The 20687-nt window shown below is 64.6% G+C and carries 13 protein-coding genes and 1 pseudogene; 12 read left to right on the top strand and 2 right to left on the bottom strand.

Going from position 1 to position 20687, the window contains the following annotated elements; all coding sequences use genetic code 11:
* From otnK to V7E26_RS16195, 12 genes and pseudogenes are all read left to right on the top strand, one after another.
* Positions 1-948 (top strand): 3-oxo-tetronate kinase (gene otnK / locus V7E26_RS16250; protein ID WP_324417772.1); only part of this gene is annotated, 948 nt, incomplete at its 5' end.
* Between the two features lie 190 nt (positions 949-1138).
* A pseudogene (locus V7E26_RS16245) lies at positions 1139-2819 on the top strand (methyl-accepting chemotaxis protein).
* Positions 2820-3063: 244 nt separating this feature from the next.
* The gene (locus V7E26_RS16240; RefSeq protein WP_324417774.1) at positions 3064-5091 is read left to right on the top strand and encodes a methyl-accepting chemotaxis protein; all 2028 of its coding nucleotides are present in this window, start codon (positions 3064-3066) and stop codon (positions 5089-5091) included.
* 284 nt (positions 5092-5375) lie between these two features.
* Positions 5376-7076 (top strand): methyl-accepting chemotaxis protein, encoded by a 1701-nt coding sequence (locus V7E26_RS16235; protein ID WP_324417770.1) that lies wholly within the window; start codon positions 5376-5378, stop codon positions 7074-7076.
* 159 nt (positions 7077-7235) lie between these two features.
* On the top strand, positions 7236-7523 hold the full coding sequence (locus tag V7E26_RS16230; protein WP_324417768.1) for a type II toxin-antitoxin system ParD family antitoxin: 288 nt from the start codon (positions 7236-7238) through the stop codon (positions 7521-7523).
* Between the two features lie 7 nt (positions 7524-7530).
* On the top strand, positions 7531-7887 hold the full coding sequence (locus V7E26_RS16225) for a type II toxin-antitoxin system RelE/ParE family toxin (RefSeq protein ID WP_324417766.1): 357 nt from the start codon (positions 7531-7533) through the stop codon (positions 7885-7887).
* Between the two features lie 289 nt (positions 7888-8176).
* Positions 8177-8905 (top strand): hypothetical protein, encoded by a 729-nt coding sequence (locus tag V7E26_RS16220; RefSeq protein WP_324417764.1) that lies wholly within the window; start codon positions 8177-8179, stop codon positions 8903-8905.
* A 60-nt stretch (positions 8906-8965) separates the two neighbouring features.
* Positions 8966-9244 (top strand): hypothetical protein, encoded by a 279-nt coding sequence (locus V7E26_RS16215; protein ID WP_324417762.1) that lies wholly within the window; start codon positions 8966-8968, stop codon positions 9242-9244.
* 661 nt (positions 9245-9905) lie between these two features.
* Positions 9906-10871, top strand: a complete 966-nt coding sequence (locus V7E26_RS16210) for a helix-turn-helix domain-containing protein (RefSeq protein WP_324417760.1) — start codon at positions 9906-9908, stop codon at positions 10869-10871.
* 261 nt (positions 10872-11132) lie between these two features.
* Positions 11133-12881 carry a methyl-accepting chemotaxis protein gene (locus V7E26_RS16205; RefSeq protein ID WP_324417758.1) on the top strand — a complete coding sequence of 583 codons (1749 nt, stop codon included), beginning with the start codon at positions 11133-11135 and terminating at the stop codon, positions 12879-12881.
* 173 nt (positions 12882-13054) lie between these two features.
* Entirely contained in the window at positions 13055-16234 is a 3180-nt protein-coding gene (locus tag V7E26_RS16200; protein ID WP_324417756.1) for an efflux RND transporter permease subunit, read from the top strand.
* On the top strand, positions 16224-17417 hold the full coding sequence (locus V7E26_RS16195; RefSeq protein WP_324417754.1) for an efflux RND transporter periplasmic adaptor subunit: 1194 nt from the start codon (positions 16224-16226) through the stop codon (positions 17415-17417). The genes V7E26_RS16200 and V7E26_RS16195 overlap by 11 nt, the downstream gene beginning before the upstream one ends.
* 61 nt (positions 17418-17478) lie before the next feature.
* On the opposite strand, the gene V7E26_RS16190 is transcribed toward V7E26_RS16195, so the two are convergent.
* Positions 17479-19020, bottom strand: coding sequence for a L,D-transpeptidase (locus tag V7E26_RS16190; RefSeq protein ID WP_324417752.1), 1542 nt, complete (start codon positions 19018-19020; stop codon positions 17479-17481).
* 116 nt (positions 19021-19136) lie between these two features.
* Positions 19137-20651, bottom strand: coding sequence for an acetyl-CoA acetyltransferase (locus V7E26_RS16185; protein WP_324417750.1), 1515 nt, complete (start codon positions 20649-20651; stop codon positions 19137-19139).
* Between the last annotated feature and the right edge of the window lie 36 nt (positions 20652-20687).

Here is a 20687-nt window from a genome sequence, read left to right as displayed (position 1 = left end):
GCGATCGTGCTGGTGACGCCGGCTTTTCCGGAAACCGGCCGCACCGTCTATCAGGGCAATCTGTTCGTCGGCTCCGTGCCGCTGAACGAAAGCCCGCTGAAGGACCATCCGCTCAACCCGATGCACGATTCCAGTCTGGTGCGGGTGCTGGCGCGCCAGAGCCAAAGCAAGGTCGGCCTGGTTGACCTGGCCACGCTCACGCGCGGCGCGGAGGCGGTCCGTGCTCGTCTCGCCGACCTCGCCAGGAATGGCGTCGGCGCTGCCATCATCGACGCGGTCTTTGACCGTGATCTGGAGACGATCGGCGCGGTGGCGCTGGACCACCGCCTGTCCGTCGGCGCCTCCGGCATCGGGCTTGGCCTCGCGCGGGGGCTGGTCGCCTCCGGCAAGGTCAAGGCGGCTTCCGTCGGCGCGGCAACAGGCGCGCCGGTCGGCGGACCGGCGGCGTGTCTGGCCGGAAGCTGCTCGCAGGCGACGCTGGCGCAGATCGCCAACGCCGAGAAGGCCATGGCCGTGCTGCATCTCGACCCCGAGCAGATCGTTGCCGGCCCCAACGAAGCGCGCCGCGCACTGGATTGGGCGAGCGCGCGAATCACCGAGGGTCCGGTCCTGATCGCGAGCAGCTCGACCCCGGATCAGGTTGCAGCTCTGCAATCCCGTCATGGCCGCGATGCAGCCGGACATGCCATCGAGCAGGCGATGGCCGACATCGCCGAAGCATTGGTGCGGTCAGGCGTGCGGCGACTGGTGGTCGCGGGGGGTGAAACGTCAGGCGCGGTCGTCGATCGTCTGCGCATTCCCGGATTCCTGGTGGGCCAGGAAATCGCTGCCGGCGTGCCGGTTTTGCGCGCGGTGGGCTCCGGCCAAGGCGACATGCTGCTCGCCCTCAAATCGGGCAATTTCGGCGGCGGCGAATTTTTCTCCGATGCGCTGAAGCTGATGCGCTGACGCCTCCCGCGCACGTTCATCCGCTGGTTAGTTCTTGTACGTACCGTAATCCTACGGATGAATAAATTAACGCAACCTGGGGAAGCATGAGGCTTGGTGATTCCAAGGCATCCTTCGTGATTCTCCTATTCCCCGCCTTGGAAGAAGTCCGGCGCGCGCTCCGAGCGCCAACAACAAGAGACTTAAAGCTATGCTCGCCAAGTACTCGATCCGCTCCAAGATCATTGCCGTGGTCGCCTTCCTGCTGGTCGCGATGACGGGCATGGGCCTGCTCGCCGTCAGCAACATGAAGTCGATCAATGCGAACACGGTCGACATAACGACAAACTGGCTGCCGAGCGTCCGGGTGCTGGGAGACCTGCGCGCCGGCGTCATCACCTACCGCAACGTGATCCGCGAGCACATGCTGTCCGAAACGCTGGAAGAGAAGCTGGCGCAGGAAAAAACACTCGCCACGGTCGTCGAGAGCAACACCAAGATCCGGGCCGCCTACGAGCCGATGATTACCTCGCCGGAGGAGCGCGCGATGTATAACGAATGGGTCCGGCTGTGGGAAAGCTACAAGAAGGGCACCGAGGAGGTCATGGCGCTGTCGCGCAAGGCCGCCGGCCAGCCTCCTCGCGAGGCCCATGAGCTGAACAGGAAGACCGTCAACAAGATCGGGCTCGACGCCGATGCCGTCCTGCGAAAGGATATCGACCTCAACAATGCGGGCGCGGACAAGGCGGCAAAGGATGCTGCTGACAGCTACGCCCACGCGCTCATGATGCTGGCCCTGATCCTCGGTGCGGTCGTCGTGCTTGGCGCCGGCATCAGCGTTTTTCTGGTTCGCGACGTGTCGGGTGGCATCGCCTCGATCGTCACTCCCATGCAGGCGCTGGGCCACGGCGATCTCAGCGCCAAGGTGCCGCATCAGGGCGAGAAGACCGATGGCCGATACGCTGCAGGTCTTCAAGCAAGCCTTGATCGCCAAGAAGGCCGCCGATGAGGCCGCTTCTGCCGATGCCGAAGCCAAGATCGAGCGCGGTCGCCGGGTCGACGGCATCACGCGCAATTTCGAATCCATGATCGGCGAGATCGTGCAGACCGTGTCGGCGGCGTCGACCCAGCTCGAAGCCTCGGCCGGCACGTTGTCGGCGTCCGCCAACCGCGCACGCGAGGTGACGGGCACGGTGGCCTCGGCTTCCGAGGAGGCCTCGACCAACGTGCAGTCGGTCGCGTCGGCGACTGAAGAGCTGTCTTCCTCGGTCACCGAGATCAGCCGGCAGGTGCAGGAATCGGCGCGGATGGCGTCGGGTGCGGTCGGTCAGGCCCGCGTCACCAACGATCGGGTCAGCGAATTGTCGAAGGCCGCCGCCCGCATCGGCGATGTGGTCGAGCTCATCAACACCATCGCCGGCCAGACCAATCTGCTCGCGCTCAACGCCACCATCGAGGCGGCGCGTGCCGGCGAAGCCGGCCGCGGCTTTGCGGTGGTCGCCTCCGAAGTGAAGGCGCTGGCCGAACAGACCGCCAAGGCCACCGGCGAGATCAGCCAGCAGATTACCGGCATCCAGGGCGCGACCCAGGAATCGGTCGGCGCGATCAAGGAAATCAGCGGCACCATCGAAAGGCTGGCGGAAATCTCGTCGGCGATCGCGGCCGCCGTCGAAGAACAGGGCGCGGCAACCCAGGAAATCTCCCGCAACGTGCAGCAGGCGGCGCGAGGCACCCAGCAGGTTTCCGCCAACATCACCGACGTGCAGCGCGGCGCCAACGAGACCGGCGCGGCCTCCTCTCAGGTGCTGTCGGCGGCGCAGTCGCTGTCGAGCGACAGCAAGCGCCTGCGCCTCGAAGTCAGCAAGTTTCTGGAATCGGTTCGGGCCGCCTGACACCCGCCCGATGGGAGATGAAAGGCCCGCCTTCCGAAAACGAAAGCGGGCTTTTTCTCGTTCTGCGTGAGACTTTCGTCAATGCAACCAGGTTGCAACGCTGAGGCACCATGCAAGCGGAAATTAACCGGTCCCCGCTACGCTGTGAGGCATCTTCGGGATTCGCGCGCGAAGGTCGCCGGCTCTTGGTGCGGCGAACGCTACCTCCGGAAAAAACAGCAGAAGACTTGGGGTCGTCGACATGATCAAGCTCAACCGTATCGGAAACAAACTGGGCTTGGCCGGAGCGGTCGGCGTGCTGCTGGCGATCGGCATGGTCGCCAACCAGATGGTGACCGAGGCAAGAATCGAGGATGTCAGCGAGCGCGCCAATAAGTCGCAGCAGGTGGCGGATCATGCGCTTGCCGCGCATATCGACCTGCGAAAAATCCAGCTCGCCGCGGGCGACGTCCGCCTGGCGAGAAAGCCCGCGGAAGTCGAAAAGGCCGTCGCCGATCTGCAGCGCTACAAGGCGAGCGCGGCAAAGGAGCTCGACGCGGCGCTGGGGATGGCCCAGCAGGCAGACGCCAGGGAGCGGCTGCAGAAGACCAAGGCGCTGATGGAAGGTTTTGTGGCCGCCGTGGAGGATCTCGCCAAGGCGCAGTCCACGCTGCTGGCGCAGATCGAGAAGCGCTCGGCCATCTCGGAAGAATGGAACAAGGCGATCGATACGCAAATGAAGCTGCCGGCGATGCAGAAGCTGGACAACCGTCTCGAGATCGAGCGTCTGCTGTTCCAGGCCGACGGCAAGGTGAGCGCGCTGCGGGCCGGCGCCTGGAAGCTCGGCGCCACCGGCGACGCCAACCTCGTCACCGAAATGGCCAAGACCGAGGCCGGGCTGAAAGATGTCTTCAACAAGCTGCGCGGCGAGGCCGACGACCGCGAATTGCTGGTCGTGGTCAGCAACCTCTCCTCGCTGGTCAAGCGCTTCCTGGCCGCCAATGAGGAAGCCGTGCGGACCGAGCAGTCGAAGAACGACATCATCGCCAACCGCACCGTCAAGGCCGCCGCCGACGTCGCCGGCCTGATGGAGGCGACGGTCGAGGCGGCGCAGCGGGATGCAAAGGTCTCCAAGGACGCGGTCATGGACGACACCGAGCGCGCCAACCAGATCAACCTGATCATGGCGATCGTCGTGGTGGCGTCGCTGATCGCCTCGGTCGTGTTCTCCTTCCTCGGCGTCGCCCGCCCGATGACGCGCCTCAACGGTGCGCTGGGCGAGATGGCCGGCGGCAATCTCGAGGTCGAGATCCCCGGCGCTGGCCGAGGCGACGAAATCGGCGATCTCGCCAAGACGGTAACCGTGATCCGCGAGAATGCCGAGCACAAGGCGCGCGAGGAGGCCGAGGCCAAGGTCCAGCAGGACCTGGTCGCGGCGCAACGGCGCAAGCAGGACATGGTCAAACTCGCCGACGATTTCGAAGGTGCGGTCGGCAACATCGTGGAGACCGTGTCGTCGGCGTCGACCCAGCTCGAGGCAGCCGCCGGTACGCTGACGACGACCGCCGAGCGCGCCCAGGAACTGACCACGGTGGTCGCCGCGGCCTCCGAAGAAGCCTCCACCAACGTGCAGTCGGTGGCTTCCTCCACCGAGGAGATGGCTTCGTCCATCACCGAGATCGGCCGTCAGGTTCAGGAATCGGCGCGCATGGCCAATGAGGCCGTCGATCAGGCCCGCACCACCAACAACCGCGTCAGCGAACTGTCGAAGGCAGCGGCCCGCATCGGCGCCGTGGTCGAACTCATCAACACCATCGCCGAACAGACCAACCTGCTGGCGCTCAACGCCACCATCGAGGCGGCCCGTGCCGGCGATGCCGGCCGCGGCTTTGCCGTCGTTGCTTCCGAAGTGAAGGCGCTGGCGGAGCAGACCTCGAAGGCGACCGGCGAGATCGGCCAGCAGATCACGGGCATCCAGGCCGCGACCGAAGAGTCGGTCGGCGCGATCCAGGCGATCAGCTCCACCATCGAACGGCTGTCGGAAATCTCCTCGGCGATTGCCGCCGCGGTGGAAGAGCAGGGCGCCGCTACCCAGGAAATCTCCCGCAACGTGCAGCAGGCGGCGCGCGGCACCCAGCAGGTCTCGAGCAACATCACCGACGTGCAGCGCGGCGCCGGCGAGACCGGCACGGCCTCCTCGCAGGTGCTGTCCTCGGCGCAATCGCTGTCGTCCGAGTCCAATCGCCTCAAGCTTCAGGTCGGCAAGTTCCTGAATTCGGTGCGCGCGGCCTAAAGCCGCCGGCCAACGCAAAATCTGAAAGGCCCGCCCCGGAACGGGGGCGGGCCTTTTGCATTGCCGTCGTTGTATTGGGCGGGGTGTCCACACACGCATCATGCCCGGGACAAGCCCGGCCAAGACGACGCGAAAATTCGATCGCGCTTCTGCCGGCTAACGGAATTCTCGTGCGTCTATTTCCGTATATCTACTGAGTGCAAATTAACGAGTAGAAAGCGGCTCACCTATACGATTCCGCGAAGTGGGGACGGACGACCCTTGTCGTCGCGCGGAGACAGAACATGCTTGCAATCATGAGCCGGGCCAACATGACCGTTGGCCGAAAGATCTATGCCCTGATTGGCCTCAGCTTCGCCGGCCTGCTCGGCGTCACCTTTCTGCAGTCCCAGGAACTCGCCACGAGCCTGTATCAGCAGAAGCAGATCGAGCTGCGTCATCTCGGCGAAGTCGCGCTGGGCATCGCCAAGGAAGAGCATGCCGCCGTGCAGAAGGGCGGCGTTTCGGAAGCCGACGCGCAGAAGCGGGCGATGGCGCGGATATCGGCGCTGCGCTACGGCAGTAACGACTATTACTGGATCAACGACATGCATCCCAGGATGGTGATGCATCCGATCAAGCCGGAAATGAACGGCAGCGATCTCTCGACCTACAAGGACCCGAACGGCAAACTGCTGTTCGTCGACTTCGTCATTGCCGTCAGGAAGGACGGCTCCGGCTTCGTGCCTTACGAATGGCCCAAGCCGGGCTTCGACAAGCCGCAGCCGAAACTGTCCTATGTGGTCGGCTTTGCGCCGTGGAACTGGGTGATCGGCACCGGCGTCTACATCGACGACCTGAAAGCGCAGACCTGGGTGTCGACCCAGCGTTCGCTGATCGTTGCCGGCGCCATCCTGCTCGTGATGCTGGCGGTGTCCATCGTCGTCGCACGCAGCATCACCGCGCCGTTGCGGCGCATGACGGCGACCATGAACGAACTCGCCAGTGGCAAGCTCGACATCGAGGTGCCGGGCGTCGGCCGCGGCGACGAGATCGGCGAGATGGCCAAGGCAGTCGAAGTGTTCAAGGGCAACGCGATCGAGCGCCAGTCGCTGGAAGCCGAGCGGCGTGCGGCCGAGACGCGCGCAGTGGCGAGCCGCAAGACAGACATGAACAAGATGGCCGACGATTTCGAGGCCGCCGTCGGCCGTATCGTCGAGACCGTCTCGTCGGCGTCCGGCCGGCTCGAAGTATCCGCAGGCACGCTCACGTCGACCGCCGAACGCGCCCAGGTGCTCACGACGACGGTTGCGGCGGCGTCCGAGGAAGCGTCGACCAATGTGCAGTCGGTCGCGTCGGCCACCGAGGAGATGGCCTCGTCCGTCACCGAGATCAGCCGCCAGGTTCAGGAGTCGGCGCGGATGGCCAATGACGCCGTCGATCAGGCCCGCACCACCAACGCGCGCGTCGGCGAATTGTCGAAGGCGGCAACCCGCATCGGCGACGTCGTCGAACTCATCAACACCATCGCCGGCCAGACCAACCTGCTGGCGCTCAACGCCACCATCGAGGCGGCGCGCGCCGGCGAGGCCGGCCGCGGCTTCGCCGTGGTGGCCTCCGAGGTCAAGGCGCTCGCCGAACAGACCGCCAAGGCCACCGGCGAGATCGGCCAGCAGATCACCGGCATCCAGGCGGCGACCCAGGAATCCGTGAACGCGATCCAGGCGATCAGCGGCACCATCGAGAAGCTGTCGGAGATTTCGTCGGCGATCGCGGCGGCGGTGGAAGAGCAGGGCGCTGCGACGCAGGAAATTTCCCGCAACGTGCAGCAGGCGTCGATGGGGACCCAGCGGGTGTCCTCGAACATTGCGGACGTGCAGCGCGGCGCCAGCGAAACCGGTTCGGCCTCCTCGGAGGTGCTCTCCGCGGCGCAGTCACTGTCGGGCGACAGCAACCGCCTCAAGCTCGAAGTCGGCAGGTTCCTCGCTTCGGTGCGGGCGGCCTGATGGCGCGCGACGGACGCGCTGACCCCGGCCGATTGGGACGACGATCACCTACGGCGGCGGCCGAGGGTGTGCGCCAACTCTCCGGGGTTGAGACGAAGGAGGCTATGGCATAATATGCCATAGCCGAACCTCGCTTTGGAACCACCTGAGAGGATGCCAATGCCGACCAGAAACGTCGTGCTGACGGAGCGCCAGGAAGAACTCCTCGAGACCTTGGTCAAGTCCGGCCGCTACCAGAACGCCAGCGAAGTGTTGCGCGACGGTTTGCGGCTCGTGGAGCAGCGCGAGGCGGAGGATGCGAGCAAGCTGAAAGCGTTGCGGGCAGCGGCTCGCGCAGGTGTCGGAGCGTTGGATCGAGGAGAGTTCAGGGAATTTGGGAATATCGAGGAACTGCAATCCTATCTAAATGACCTCTCGGAGAAGGTCATCTCCAGAACAGCCGAATAGAACCCTGATGGCCGAGGGAAGATGGCGGGTTCGTCTCGGCGCGGCCGCAGAAGTCGACTTTGCCAACATCCTGAAATGGACTACCGAGAATTTTGGCGCGCGACAATCGCGCGTCTACCGGGACACGCTCGTTCACGCGATTGGCGAACTCGCCAACGGCCCCGATGTCGCAGGCTCCAAGGCCCGGGACGAGATCGTGGCAGGTCTTCGCACGCTCCACGTTGCGCGACGGGCTCGTCGCGGAAGTCATTTCCTGATGTACCGGGCGGCGCCAGACGGCACGATCGAAATCGTGCGTATCCTCCACGACAGAATGGACCTTCGGCGCCACGTTCCATCCGCCCCCGACGAGGGCACCGAATAGAACTTCCGGAGCGTCGCGGGAAGGCCGGCGCTACGCCAGCGTGCTCTGCCGAAGTGGCGCGCCACGGCCGATGAAGATGGGCACTATTGCTTCGCCGTGGCGCTATGACAGAGCATCCTGCCCCGCACTCCGATTTGCAAAGGTGCGATGCTCCGCGATCTCGCGCTACGCTTTTAAGTTGTCACCCTGCCGAGTCCTGTCCCCAGACGGTGCGCAGCGAAGGGGCCATGAAGTCGCCGCAGTTCGTTTGTAACGCTAATAGTGGCTTATATAGCGTTACAGGCATCTCGTGGCGAAGCCCAAAACATTTCAAGCATTGCTCCGTGCCGGCGGACCTGACCGGTTCGTTCGCGATGCGGCCGAGCAAGCCGCCCACGCCGAGCGGCAGCACTGGCTTGAGTTGCTTGAGCAAGGTCCAATCCCCAAGGAGTCCGCCTTGGCCGAACTGCACGCCAAATATATTCGGGACCTGCGACGCCAGTTAGGCATCGGACAACCGCCTGTGCTCGTGCGAGAGCAAACGCGTGAACGGGTGCAGCGAAAGCGTGCCCTCGGTGACTGGGGTGAGAGGAAGGCAGCCAATCTCCTGAAGCGAGCCGGCTTCCTTGAAGTGCGGGATATGAACGCGGAAAGCGCCAACCATCCGTTCGGCGACATTTTCGCCGAGCGCGATGGTGTGCGCTATTTGATCGGAGTTAAGACCCGGAACAGGTACCAAGTGAGTGGGGTTATTAATCCCACCTACAATGTGCGCAAACGCCGCGCTGACGTTCGAGCGATCGCGCGTCGACACAGCGCCACTCTGGCGTGGATCGCTATTGCAGTGGTCCCGGAGAAGCAAACGTTCAGCTCCTTTTTCGGTACGATTGCTCAGATCGAGGATGCCGGGGAACGATTTTCGATCCCGATGCAGCCAGAACAAACGGCACGCTATGAATGCCTCTCGCGCCCACTTGAAGAGTTCGACTCCTCCATCTGCTCGGACTGGTCGAACGGAGGCTATCCCCGCCGTCGATGAAAAAATTCCGGCGCCAGCAGATGACTTGCAGCAGTGCATCCTCAAATGCTTGAGATTGTCATGCGAAAACCACTGAGAAAGCTACCTGCCGAAGGAAAAAAAGATCGGAAAAAACTCGAAGCCATGCTCCGGCTCGGTCGGCCTCGTGGTGTCGAGAAGCGCGAACTGCAAGAGATTGATGGCGGTAGCGGCTGGGGCACGTACAAGAATGACGGCAAAGCCTATGCGGATTTCCTCTGCGGCACGCTCCACGTTTGGGGCGGAGGCCAAAGTGAGCGCTACTGGATTGAACTTCCAGCGCAATCGCAATGGGCGTGCCTCTGTCGGATCGCAGCCTGATCAGCGGTTGCTCAGCAAAATCGTCGGTTGAATGACCGGCTCGGGCTATTCGCGTCGATGTTCCCGTGTCAGCCCTCGACCGCTATCCACAACACCTCCGCGCGCTCGCCCAACGGATCGAAGTCGATCAGAAAGAACTGCGCATCATGGGATCGAAAAGCGTGCTCTTGCGCACGCTGGTCGCTGCCACAAGCGCAAAAACGGCAGGTTTTGCAGTGCCCAGTTTCGTACCGACGTGGCGCTGCCGTCGCGATTCGAACCGGACACAGCCCTTGAGCCGCCGACTTTCGGCTGCATGAGGCATCGGAAGCATCCCTGGATCGCAAGATTGCGATTGCGACGGGCACCGAACAATTGCTCGGTGCGAAACTGGATCGAAATGCGGCCAACGATTTCCGTAACCCGGGGATAGTTGGTAGGATAGCCGCGCATCGAAGGCCTGATTCCACGACCTGATTCCACGACCTGATTCCGGGGGCCTGATGCCATGTGTCCTGCGTCAATGAAGACGCGCCCAGGACTCAAGACGCTTCATCCGATGGCGGGGGCATCGAGGCACCCGCCGCCATGGTCAAGTTGCGCGTTCGATTCCTCTTAATCCCGGCCAGCGTTTTTCTTCGTTATTGCGACGATCGCTGCCGACGGCTCGGATGACCGCCGCGTGTCGTTGCTTGATGAACTCGTTGAATCCGACTTCGTGAAGATCAGCCGGTCGCCGGATTTCGATCATTTCCGGAGCATCGACGGGCTCGGTCGGGCGAGCAGCATTCCGCTCGGTATCCGCGATTTCGCCGCATCCTTCGCGATGCTGAGGCTGAGGGGCTGCACGATCTATCTGCAGCGGACGTTTCCACGCATTCTCCAGATACAATATTCCACGACCGGAGCCATCGTCGGCCTGATGATGGACGACGAGGCGTCGCTGATCGTGAACGGCATGGAGGGCCGCGCGCCGGCACTGCTGCTGGTCAAGGGCACCGCGCAATGCGAGATCGTGGAGCAGCACGCCAATCTGGTCGCCTTCGTCAATTTCGATTCCGTCGACGATCGCGGCTGGCCCGGTGAACTCGACCGCCCCCAGGTGATCGGCACGGAACGCGCCAGGTTCGACACGCTGCGGACCACGCTGCGCGAAGTGCTGATGCTGGCGTCGCGTTCGCCCGATACTCTCGCGCAGCCCACCGTGATCGAAAGCGTCGAAGAATCGATCCTGCTGGCGGTCGACATGGCGATGGCTGCAGCTTCGGCCTCCGACGCCAGGCACCTCGGCCTGAGCCACTATCTGGCGCTGATCCGCAAGTTCGACGAATTCGTTGCCGCCAACGCGGGCAAGGCGCTGTACAGCGCCGACGTGGCGCGACAGCTTGGGGTCTCGGTGCGAACGCTGCATAACGCCGTGGTTGCGATTCGCGGCATGAGCATGCACCGCTACATGCGGCTGCGGCGCCTCTGGAATGTGCGTCAGCAACTGGTGCGGGCAGACGCGGCCCAATCCATCAAGGCCACGGCTCTCGCGAACGGCTTCTGGCACATGGGCGAGTTCACGGCGCTGTATCGTGACCTGTTCGGCGAGACGCCGCAGCAGACGTTGTCTGCGCTGCGCAAAAATCCGGACAGGCAATCGTGATGTCAGCGAAGCAAGCGGTGACACCGTAGTACTACGATTCCTCCAGCGAGCGCGATTTAGCACCTCATTAACCGTCTTGTGGAACCTTGGCGCATGGGTGCCGCTCTGAGGCATGTCGCCTCAGGAGCCCTTCGTACGCAGCGAACGGCTTGTCCTAACGGCCCGGCGCCCGGTCATCCGCGGTCCCCGCAATTTGGGGGAATCAGGCGGTTTTTCTCCGTTGTCAATTTGCGTTTACCGTTGTCTTGAGGGCGCCAGCGCATGTCCAGCACTATCCGTATCCTTCTCAATCTCTCGATCGGCGCCAAACTTGGCATTGCCTCCGGCCTCGGCGTCCTGCTCGTTGCCACGATGGTGATCGTCCAGATCCGCTCCAATGCCGCGACGCGCGAACTCGACGCGCGCATGGAAGGGCAGCACGTGATTGCGCGTGACGCGGTCGACGCCAAGGCCTCGCTGCAGGGAATGCAGGTCGGCACGCGTGACCTGCGCCTCGCCGACAACGCGGCGGATCTGCAGAAGGCAAGGGACTACGTCGCAGCCCGACTGGCGTCGCTCACCAGGTTTTGCGACGAGATGCTGAAGCTGTCCAAATCCGCCGAGAATCGTGCGCGCATCGAGAAGCTCAAGGCGAGAGCCGCGGATTATGCAGGGGGCGCCGAGCAGATCGCGAACGTTCGTGCCCAGGCGGTTGCCGCGGCCGGCGGCGCAGATGCAGCGGCGCAAGTCGCCAAGGCGAACGAGGAAGTCAAGCGCATCGCACGCGAGGTCACGCTGCCTATCGTTGCCGACCTCGAGCCGCTCGCCGACCAGATCGCCAACTTTGCCAAGCATAACGTCGAAGAGCAGACCGCGCTGGCCAAGAGCGAAATGGCAACCACGGAATCGGAGGGACTGGCGATCGGCATCGGCACCATGCTGCTGCTGATCGGCACGGCCATCGTCTCCTTCTTCACGATCGCCCGGCCGATGCGCGCCTTGAGCGCGTCGATGGAAGAACTCGCCGGCGGCAATTTCGCGGTGGTGCTGCCCGGCCTCGGACGCAAGGACGAGCTTGGTGCGGTCGCCGGCGCCGTGGAAAAATTCAAGGTGGTCTCCGAGCAAAAGGCCCGGGGCGAAGCCGAAGCCAGGATGAAGCAGGACCAGGTTGCCGCGCAGCAGCGCAAGACCGAAATGGTCCGCCTGGCCGACTCCTTCGAGGCGGCGGTCGGCGAGATCGTGGAAACCGTGTCGTCGGCCTCGACCGAACTGGAAGCTTCCGCCAAGACGCTGACCGCGACCGCCGAGCGCGCGCAGCAGGTGACGACGCGGGTGGCGGCGGCCTCGGAAGAGGCGTCCAGCAACGTGCAATCGGTGGCGTCGGCGACCGAAGAGCTGTCCTCTTCCGTGAACGAGATCAGCCGCCAGGTGCAGGAATCCGCGCGGATGGCCGGCGAGGCGGTCGACCAGGCCCGCATCACCAACGACCGGGTCAGCGAATTGTCGAAGGCGGCCGCCCGCATCGGCGACGTCGTCGAACTCATCAACACCATTGCCGGCCAGACCAACCTGCTTGCGCTGAACGCCACCATCGAGGCGGCGCGCGCCGGTGAAGCCGGCCGCGGCTTCGCGGTGGTCGCTTCCGAAGTGAAGGCGCTGGCCGAGCAGACCGCCAAGGCGACCGGCGAGATCGGCCAGCAGATATCCGGCATCCAGGGCGCGACGCAGGAATCGGTCGGTGCGATCAAGGAGATCAGCGGCACCATCGAACGGCTGGCCGAGATCGCCTCGGCCATCGCGGCCGCCGTGGAAGAGCAGGGGGCGGCGACCCAGGAAATCTCCCGCAACGTGCAGCAGGCGTCGCACGGCACCCAGCAGGTTTCCACCAACATCACCGACGTGCAGCGCGGCGCCGGCGAAACCGGCTCCGCCTCCTCGCAGGTGCTTTCGGCGGCCCAGTCGCTCTCCGCAGACAGCAACCGCCTCAAGATGGAAGTCGGCAAGTTCCTCGATACGGTGCGGGCGGCATAGGCCGGACCGGCGGCCGTACCCCGGCATTCTCAGCTATGCCGGGGAAGTGAAGGGCGGCTGCGCGGGCGGAATTGGCCTTTTTGGCCTGTTTCGGCTAAATCAGCGCAGTCGGATCGGGCTTATTGCAGCGCCGGTCGCCATCCCGCAATGGGGCCCCCGGGAATGCAACTTTCATGATTGCGCTGGTCCGTATCGCGCTGAGCCGGCCATATACGTTCGTCGTGCTCGCCATCCTGCTGTTGATCATCGGGCCGCTGGCGGCGCTGCGCACGCCGACCGACATCTTTCCGGATATCCGCATCCCCGTCATCGGCGTGGTCTGGAATTACACCGGTCTGCCGCCGGACCAGATGTCGGGGCGCATCATCACGCCGTTCCAGCGGGCGCTGACGACGACGGTCAACGATATCGAACACATCGTCGCCAATTCCTACAACGGCATCGGCATCGTCAAGATCTTCTTCCAGCCCAATGTCGATATCCGCACCGCCAACGCGCAGGTGACGGCGATCTCGCAGACGATGATCAAGCAGCTGCCGCCGGGCGCGACGCCGCCGCTGATCCTGAACTACAGCGCGTCGACCGTTCCGATCATCCAGGTCGCGCTCTCGGGCGAGGGCCTGACGGAACAAAATCTCGCCGATATCGGCATCAATCAGCTTCGTACGCCGCTGGTCACCGTACCCGGCGCCGCCATTCCCTATCCGTTCGGCGGCAAGCAGCGGCAGGTCCAGATCGACCTCAATCCGGCCGCGCTGCAGGCGCGCGGCCTGTCGGGTCAGGATGTCGCCAACGCGCTGGCGGCGCAGAACCTGATCACGCCGGTCGGTACGCAGAAGATCGGACAGTTCGAATACATCATCCAGCTCAACAACTCGCCGCTTCAGATGGATGAGCTGGGCGCATTGCCGATCAAGGCGGTCAACGGCGCGATGGTCTATATCCGCGACGTCGCCTCGGTACGCGACGGCAATCCGCCGCAGACCAACATCGTTCACGTCGACGGCAACCGCTCGGTGCTGATGATGGTGCTGAAGGCGGGCGCGACCTCGACGCTCGACATCATCGCCGGCATCAAGCAGAAGGTGATCGACGTCCGCGATCAGCTTCCCGAGGCGCTGAAGATCGGCTTCATCGGCGACCAGTCGCTGTTCGTCCGCGGCGCGATCGAAGGCGTCGCTGTCGAAGGCGTCATCGCCGCGCTCTTGACCAGCGTCATGATCCTGCTGTTCCTCGGAAGCTGGCGTTCGACGGTCATCATCGCGGTCTCGATCCCGCTGTCGGTCCTCGGCGCCATCATCATGCTGTCGGCGATCGGCGAGACGCTCAACATCATGACGCTCGGCGGGCTGGCGCTGGCGGTCGGCATCCTGGTCGACGACGCCACCGTCACCATCGAAAACATCAACTACCATCTGGAGCAGGGCAAGCCGGTCGAGCGGTCGATCCTTGACGGCGCCAACCAGATCGTGACGCCGGCCTTCGTGTCGCTGCTGTGCATCTGCATCGTGTTCGTGCCGATGTTCTTCCTGCAGGGCGTCGCGCGCTTCCTGTTCGTGCCGATGGCCGAAGCGGTGATGTTCGCGATGATCTGGTCGTTCATCCTGTCGCGCACGCTGGTGCCGACGATGGCGAAATATCTGCTGCAGCCGCACCTCCATCACGAGGGCGAGCCGCCGCCCTCGCGCAATCCGCTGGTGCGCTTCCAGCGCGGCTTCGAGGCCCGGTTCGAGCGCATTCGCGGCACCTATCGCGATCTGCTGGCGATGGCACTGGGACGGCGGACGCTGTTCGTCACCGGATTTCTCGGCGTCGTCGCGCTGTCTTTCCTGCTGGTGCCGTTTCTCGGCCGCAACTTCTTTCCCGCGGTCGACGCCGGCAATATCCTGATGCATGTACGTACCCAGATCGGCACCCGCGTCGAGGAGACCGCCAACCAGCTTGCCGACGTGCAGAAGGCGATCCGCAAGATCGTTCCGCCGGGCGAGATCGAGACCCTCACCGACAATATCGGCATGCCGATCTCCGGCATCAACATGACCTACAACAACACCGGCGTGATCGGTCCGGCGGACGGCGACATCCAGATCAAGCTGAAGGAGGGCCACAGGCCGACGGAGGAATACGTCAAGCTGCTGCGCGAGCAGTTGCCGCGGCTGTTTCCCGGGATGAGCTTCTCGTTCCTGCCGGCCGACATCGTCAGCCAGATCCTGAATTTCGGCGCGCCGGCCCCGATCGACCTGCAGATCCGCGGCGCCAACCTCGAGGCGAATTTCGCCTATGCCAACAAGCTGCTGAGCCGTATCCGCCGGATACCCGGGGTTGCGGATGCCCGCATCCAGCAGTCGCCGAACAATCCGACCTTCAACATCGATGTCGACCGCACGCGGGCGCAATATGTCGGACTGACCGAGCGCGACGTCACCAACAGCCTCGTCGTCAATCTCGCCGGCAGTTCGCAGGTCGCGCCGACCTATTATCTGAACCCCGACAATGGCGTGTCCTACTCGATCGTGATGCAGACGCCGCAATACAAGATGGACTCGCTGAGCGCGCTGCAGGCGCTGCCGATCACCGCCAGCGGCAACCCGCAATCGCCGATCCTTGGCGGTATCGCGGACGTGAGGCGTTCGACGTCAAGCGCGGTCGTTTCCCAATACGACATCCAGCCGATGGTGCAGATTTTTGCGACGACGCAGGGGCGCGATCTCGGCGCGGTGGCCACCGAGGTCAGAAAGGCGATGGCCGATACCGCAAGGGACGTGCCGAAGGGCTCGTCGGTGGTGCTGCTCGGCCAGGTCGAGACCATGAACAGCGCGTTCTCCGGCCTGCTGTTCGGGCTGCTCGCCGCCATCGTGCTGATCTATTTCCTGATCGTGGTGAATTTCCAGTCCTGGTCCGATCCGTTCGTGATCATCACCGCGCTGCCGGCGGCGCTGGCCGGCATCGTCTGGATGCTGTTCACGACCCAGACCACGCTCTCGGTCCCGGCGCTGACCGGCGCGATCATGTGCATGGGCGTCGCCACCGCCAACAGCGTGCTGGTGATCAGCTTCGCCCGCGAGCGCTACGAGGAACTCGGCGATCCCGTTGCCGCCGCGCTCGAAGCCGGCTTCGTCCGCTTCCGTCCGGTGCTGATGACGGCGCTTGCCATGATCATCGGCATGGCGCCGATGGCGCTGGGGCTCGGCGAGGGCGGCGAGCAGAATGCCCCGCTGGGGCGCGCCGTGATCGGCGGGCTGATATTCGCGACGATCGCAACGTTGATGTTTGTTCCCGTGGTGTTCAGCATGGTACACAAGAAACAAGGCGCCAAAGCCACGGCCCCGTCGGAGATGCCGCATGCCCACTGAAACACGCCCGACGGTCTCGCGCCGCAAACTGGGCATTTTCGGGCTTGTGGCGGTGATCGGCGCAGGGCTGATCGTCGCCACCGGCATTCGCGCCCGCGAGGATTCCAGCGACAAGCTCAGGGAATGGACCGATGCGCAGGCGGTTCCTTCCGTTGCCGTCGCGTTGCCGAGCGGAAGGGCGCTCAGCCCCACCATCGACCTGCCGGGCCGCCTGGAAGCCTATTCGCGCGCGCCGATCTTTGCCCGCGTCAACGGCTACCTGAAGAGCTGGAGCGTCGATATCGGCGCGAAGGTAAAGGCGGGCCAGGTGATCGCCGAGATCGAGGCGCCGGACCTCGACCAGCAATTGCTGCAGGCGAAGGCCGATCTCGCCAGCCAGCAGTCCAGCGCGCGGCTGTCCGAGGCCACCTTGAATCGCCGCAAGACGCTGCTCGCCTCGAACTTCGTCTCGATGCAGGAAATCGACGAGCGCACCGCCGATCTCGCCAACAAGAAGGCCGCCGTCAATTCGGGCCAGGCCAATGTCGAACGGCTGGAGGCGCTCGCCGCCTACAAGAACATCACGGCGCCGTTCGACGGCGTGGTGACCTCGCGCGAGACCGACGTCGGCGCGCTGATCAATGCCGGCGGCGGCGCTGGTCCGGCGATGTTCGTGGTGTCTGATATCACCAGGCTGCGCGTCTACGTCAACGTGCCGCAGAACTACGTGCCCGCGATCAGGATCGGCGCCAAGGCGGTGCTGACGATGCCGGAATATCCGAGCCGATCATTTGCGGCCACCGTGGAGGCCTCCTCGCAGGCGGTTGACGTCGCGTCCGGAACGACGCGGATGCAACTCGCGCTCGACAATGCGAATGGCGAGTTGATGCCGGGCGGCTTTGCCAATGTCCGCCTGCCGCTGCAGCGCGACGCAGTGCCGCTGCACATTCCCGCCAGCGCGCTGATCTTCAACAAGAATGGCCTGCGGGTCGCAACCGTCGGTCCCGACGACAAGGTGCTGTTCAAGACCGTGACCATCGCGCGCGACCTCGGCAGGGAGATCGAGCTGGCGTCCGGTCTCGCCGCCGAGGATCGCATTATCATCGCGCCGCCGGATGGTATTGCGAACGGCGATCAGGTCCGCGTCGTCGGTGCCGGCAGCAAGCCCGCCACCGCTTCCGAAAAGCAGGACGTGAAGGGATAGTCGCCCCTTAACCTCTAACCCCGCCTTTGTATTGAACGGCGACTGCGCGACGCGCCGTGTCCTACCACCAGCGCGGCTGCTGAAACGGCTGAAAGTCCTGGCCACTGCGCCGGCGCGTATAGACGGGCTGCTGGGAATTCCAGGCTGGCTGGAAAAACGATCCGAAGCCATCGTCGTTGGGGCCTGCGACCAGCATGTCGGGTGGCGTGGGCTTGCGCGTGATGAAGCCGCCTTGCGGCTGATTGCTCAGCACTGCAACGAATTCGGTGCGATAGTTGGTCTCCTTGCTCAGGGCCTCATCCGAGATGACGATCGAAGATCGCGGCAACGCGGTCGGCCCGATGCGATCGACCACGTCCTGCGGTATGGTGATGCGGTCAAGCGCGGATTTGGCATCGTCGCCGTTGTCGATCGTGACCGCGGTCCAGCGCAGGCCTGCTTCGTTGCGCGCCATCGCCGTGAACACATGCGTGCCGATCGGCTGTTCGGGACTGCGGATCCTGATGGGAACCTCGATCGTTGTATCGAACACCACGCCGCCGCCATCGGGTGCGGGCTTTTGCGTCGGGCGGCGCACGTAAAGCTTCTGCGTCGCGCGGCTGACATAGATCGAGACAGGTTCGAGCGCGAGCTTCGCCTCGCTCGCCGCCTTGGCGGTGCCGGCCTTCCTCGCCTGGGCTGCCTTGGCGGCTTCCCTGGCGGCGGCCGCGGCGTCGAGCTTCGATGCTGCGTCGGCCTTGGCGGTGTCGAGCTGCGTTGCCAGTTCCGCGGCCCTGGCGCCGGCCTTTTGCTTGAGTTCCTCGGCCCGCGCCCTGGCCTCGTCCGTCTTGCTTGACGCGAGCGCCTTCTCGGCGTTGGCGAGTTCCGCGTCGGCGCGGGCTTTCTGTCCCTCCAGCTTGCGCAGCGACGCCGAAAGCGATGCCGTCTCGCGCGTGGCGGTCGCTGCGGCCTTCTTGGCCTCATCGGCGGCTTTGGCGGCCTCGGCCGCCTCGCGGGGAGCCGCCTCCGCCCTGGCCGGCGCGGCCGCGATCGCCTCCCGGTTCGGCACCAGCAGCGCCGGATGGGAGAATTCCAGCGGTTCGGCGTCGTTTGGCGAGATGATCACCCGCATCCCAATGCGCGTCTTCTCGAATAGGTTCTCGGCAAAGCCGAACGGCATCCGCACGCAGCCGTGCGAGGCCGCATAGCCGGGCAGGGGTCCACCGTGCAGCGCGATGCCGTTCCAGGTGATGCGCTGCATGTTCGGCATCGAGGCATCGTCATACATGTTGGAGTGGTGATCCTTTTCCTTGTCGACGACCGCGAAGATCCCGGCCGGCGTCTCCCGCCCCGTGGTGCCGGTGGACACCGGCGCGCGCAGGATCCAGCCGTCGGCGTCGTAGAACGTGACGTGCTGGGTCTTGATCGACACGATGGCCATGATCGGCTCGCCCGCATCGCGCGACGCTTTCGCTTCCTTGATCGGCGCAGGCCGCGCCTGTCGCGCCGCGGCGGCGTCGGTCAACGCCGCCAGGGCGGCCATCGCCGCGAGCGTCACAATGGTGGGAGGACCCCAACGCCGCGCCGCCATGGTGGTCCGCGCCGTCCTGGATCGACTTGCCATTTAAATGTCCTGATTGAAATGCCGGTTGGTGCGTCGTCAATTAATACACGACAGCCGGCGCAGGACGAAGCGCGGTTATGCCGCACGCACGGAACCAGGGAACCAGAGGCGGAACGCTAGCCGGCCCGCCACTCCAGCACGCCATCCCCGGCGGTGATGACATTGCCGATCGACCCCACCGGGGTCCGGTCCAGGTTCAGCAGGTGCTTCAGCGTCGCCGCGTCATTGGCGGGAATGCGGGCCAGCGCGCGGGCGTCGGCCTCGGTGCGCATCATCACGACGCCATGCTCGACCTCGCCCTTGCCCTTGTAGATCACCGTGAAGCTTTCGATCCTGCCCTTGCCGGCGGCTTCGGTCACGAAATCCGGCACCTTGCGGCGGTTGCGGTCGGCCTCGGCCTGCACGCCGCTGTCCTGCGCCAGCGCCCCTTTCGGCGCCTCGCGCGACAGCACCAGGCCGTGATGCTTGGTGACGAAGCCGCCCTGGCCGTAGAGCAGCCCGAGCTTGCCGCCTTCGCGGAGCTTGCGCACCATCGCGACGGCCGCATGCGTCATATAGGTGTTGAGCGGCGCGCCGAAGAAGGTGAGGCCGCCGGTGACCGTCGGCTGCACGTCCGCGCCGAGACCGAGCGTCCGCCGCGCCATCTTGGGCACGCAGGGGAAGCAGCTGTAGAGCTCGATGGCGTCGAACTTCCTGCCGTCGCCTTCGACGAGATCCATCACCGCCTTCAGCACTGCGTTCTGCGGGTGGCTTTCGTAGAACTGGTCGCGCACCAGATAGTCGCGCGGCTCTTCCGCCGAAGCGCCGCCGATCGGATAGATCAGGCGGTCCTCGGGCACACCGGCCGCGCGCGCCTTGGCCAGCGACGTCAGCAGCACCGCGCCGCCCATGTTCACGGTCGGATTGGCCACCATCAGCTTGGTGTAGGGCCAGGCGATCAGCCGGTTGTCCTGTGACGGCGTCGTGATCTCTTCCGATGTGAACCGCTTCTTCAGCCAGGAGTTCGGATTTTCCGACGCGACCTTCGAATAGGTCGACCACAGCGCACCTGACTCGGCGAGCGCCTCGCGCGGGGTCTGGCCCCAATGCGCCGAGGTCGCGGACTCATAGAGCGGATAGACGGTGATCGGCCGGAACACGCCGAGCTTCACCGCCATCGGCTTCTGGAACGCCGCGCCGCGCTTCGGCTCTTCGACATCGTGGGCGAACGGCGTCCAGGGCAGCGGGATGCCGCCACGCTCGGCCTTGGTCGCGGTCGACTGGGCTTCCGCGCCGCAGACCACGGCGACGCTGCATTCGCCGCGCGCGATGCGCTTGGCCGCTTCGTGGATGTAGCGGATCGGGCTCTCGCCGCCGACCGGGCCGTAATAGCAATGCGCCGGATTGGCCCCGAGCCTGGCCGCGAGCTGCTGCTCCGGATCGCGGTAGCGCCAGCTCAGGAAATTGACGACGTCGAGCGACCCGAGTTCGCCCAGCAGCTTCGCGCCGCTGTCGGCCTCCGCCCGCCGCACCGCCTGTTCCAAGAGCGCCATCGGCTCGAGGCCTTCGGCAATGTCCTTGGGCCGGTCGGCGATTTCGCCGACGCCGACGATGACGGGAATGCGGTCTTCGGTGAGGGAGGTGCTGGACATTTTTTCTTGTTTCGCTTTCTCAGATTACACAGACCT

Origin of the sequence: Bradyrhizobium sp. (genome assembly GCF_036735945.1) — a bacterium.
In the GTDB taxonomy this organism is placed as follows: Bacteria; Pseudomonadota; Alphaproteobacteria; order Rhizobiales; family Xanthobacteraceae; genus Bradyrhizobium.
Note: the sequence above shows the minus strand (reverse complement) of the source record. Positions and strands in the feature narration are given on the sequence as shown.

Excerpts from the sequence above, each read along its gene's own strand:
- V7E26_RS16215 (WP_324417762.1), top strand. The coding sequence starts at position 8,966 with ATGCGAAAACCACTGAGAAAGCTACCTGCCGAAGGAAAAAAAGATCGG.
- V7E26_RS16205 (WP_324417758.1), top strand. The coding sequence starts at position 11,133 with ATGTCCAGCACTATCCGTATCCTTCTCAATCTCTCGATCGGCGCCAAA.
- V7E26_RS16230 (WP_324417768.1), top strand. The coding sequence starts at position 7,236 with ATGCCGACCAGAAACGTCGTGCTGACGGAGCGCCAGGAAGAACTCCTC.
- V7E26_RS16195 (WP_324417754.1), top strand. The coding sequence starts at position 16,224 with ATGCCCACTGAAACACGCCCGACGGTCTCGCGCCGCAAACTGGGCATT.
- V7E26_RS16235 (WP_324417770.1), top strand. The coding sequence starts at position 5,376 with ATGCTTGCAATCATGAGCCGGGCCAACATGACCGTTGGCCGAAAGATC.
- V7E26_RS16190 (WP_324417752.1), bottom strand. The coding sequence starts at position 19,020 with ATGGCAAGTCGATCCAGGACGGCGCGGACCACCATGGCGGCGCGGCGT.
- V7E26_RS16200 (WP_324417756.1), top strand. The coding sequence starts at position 13,055 with ATGATTGCGCTGGTCCGTATCGCGCTGAGCCGGCCATATACGTTCGTC.
- V7E26_RS16225 (WP_324417766.1), top strand. The coding sequence starts at position 7,531 with ATGGCCGAGGGAAGATGGCGGGTTCGTCTCGGCGCGGCCGCAGAAGTC.
- V7E26_RS16185 (WP_324417750.1), bottom strand. The coding sequence starts at position 20,651 with ATGTCCAGCACCTCCCTCACCGAAGACCGCATTCCCGTCATCGTCGGC.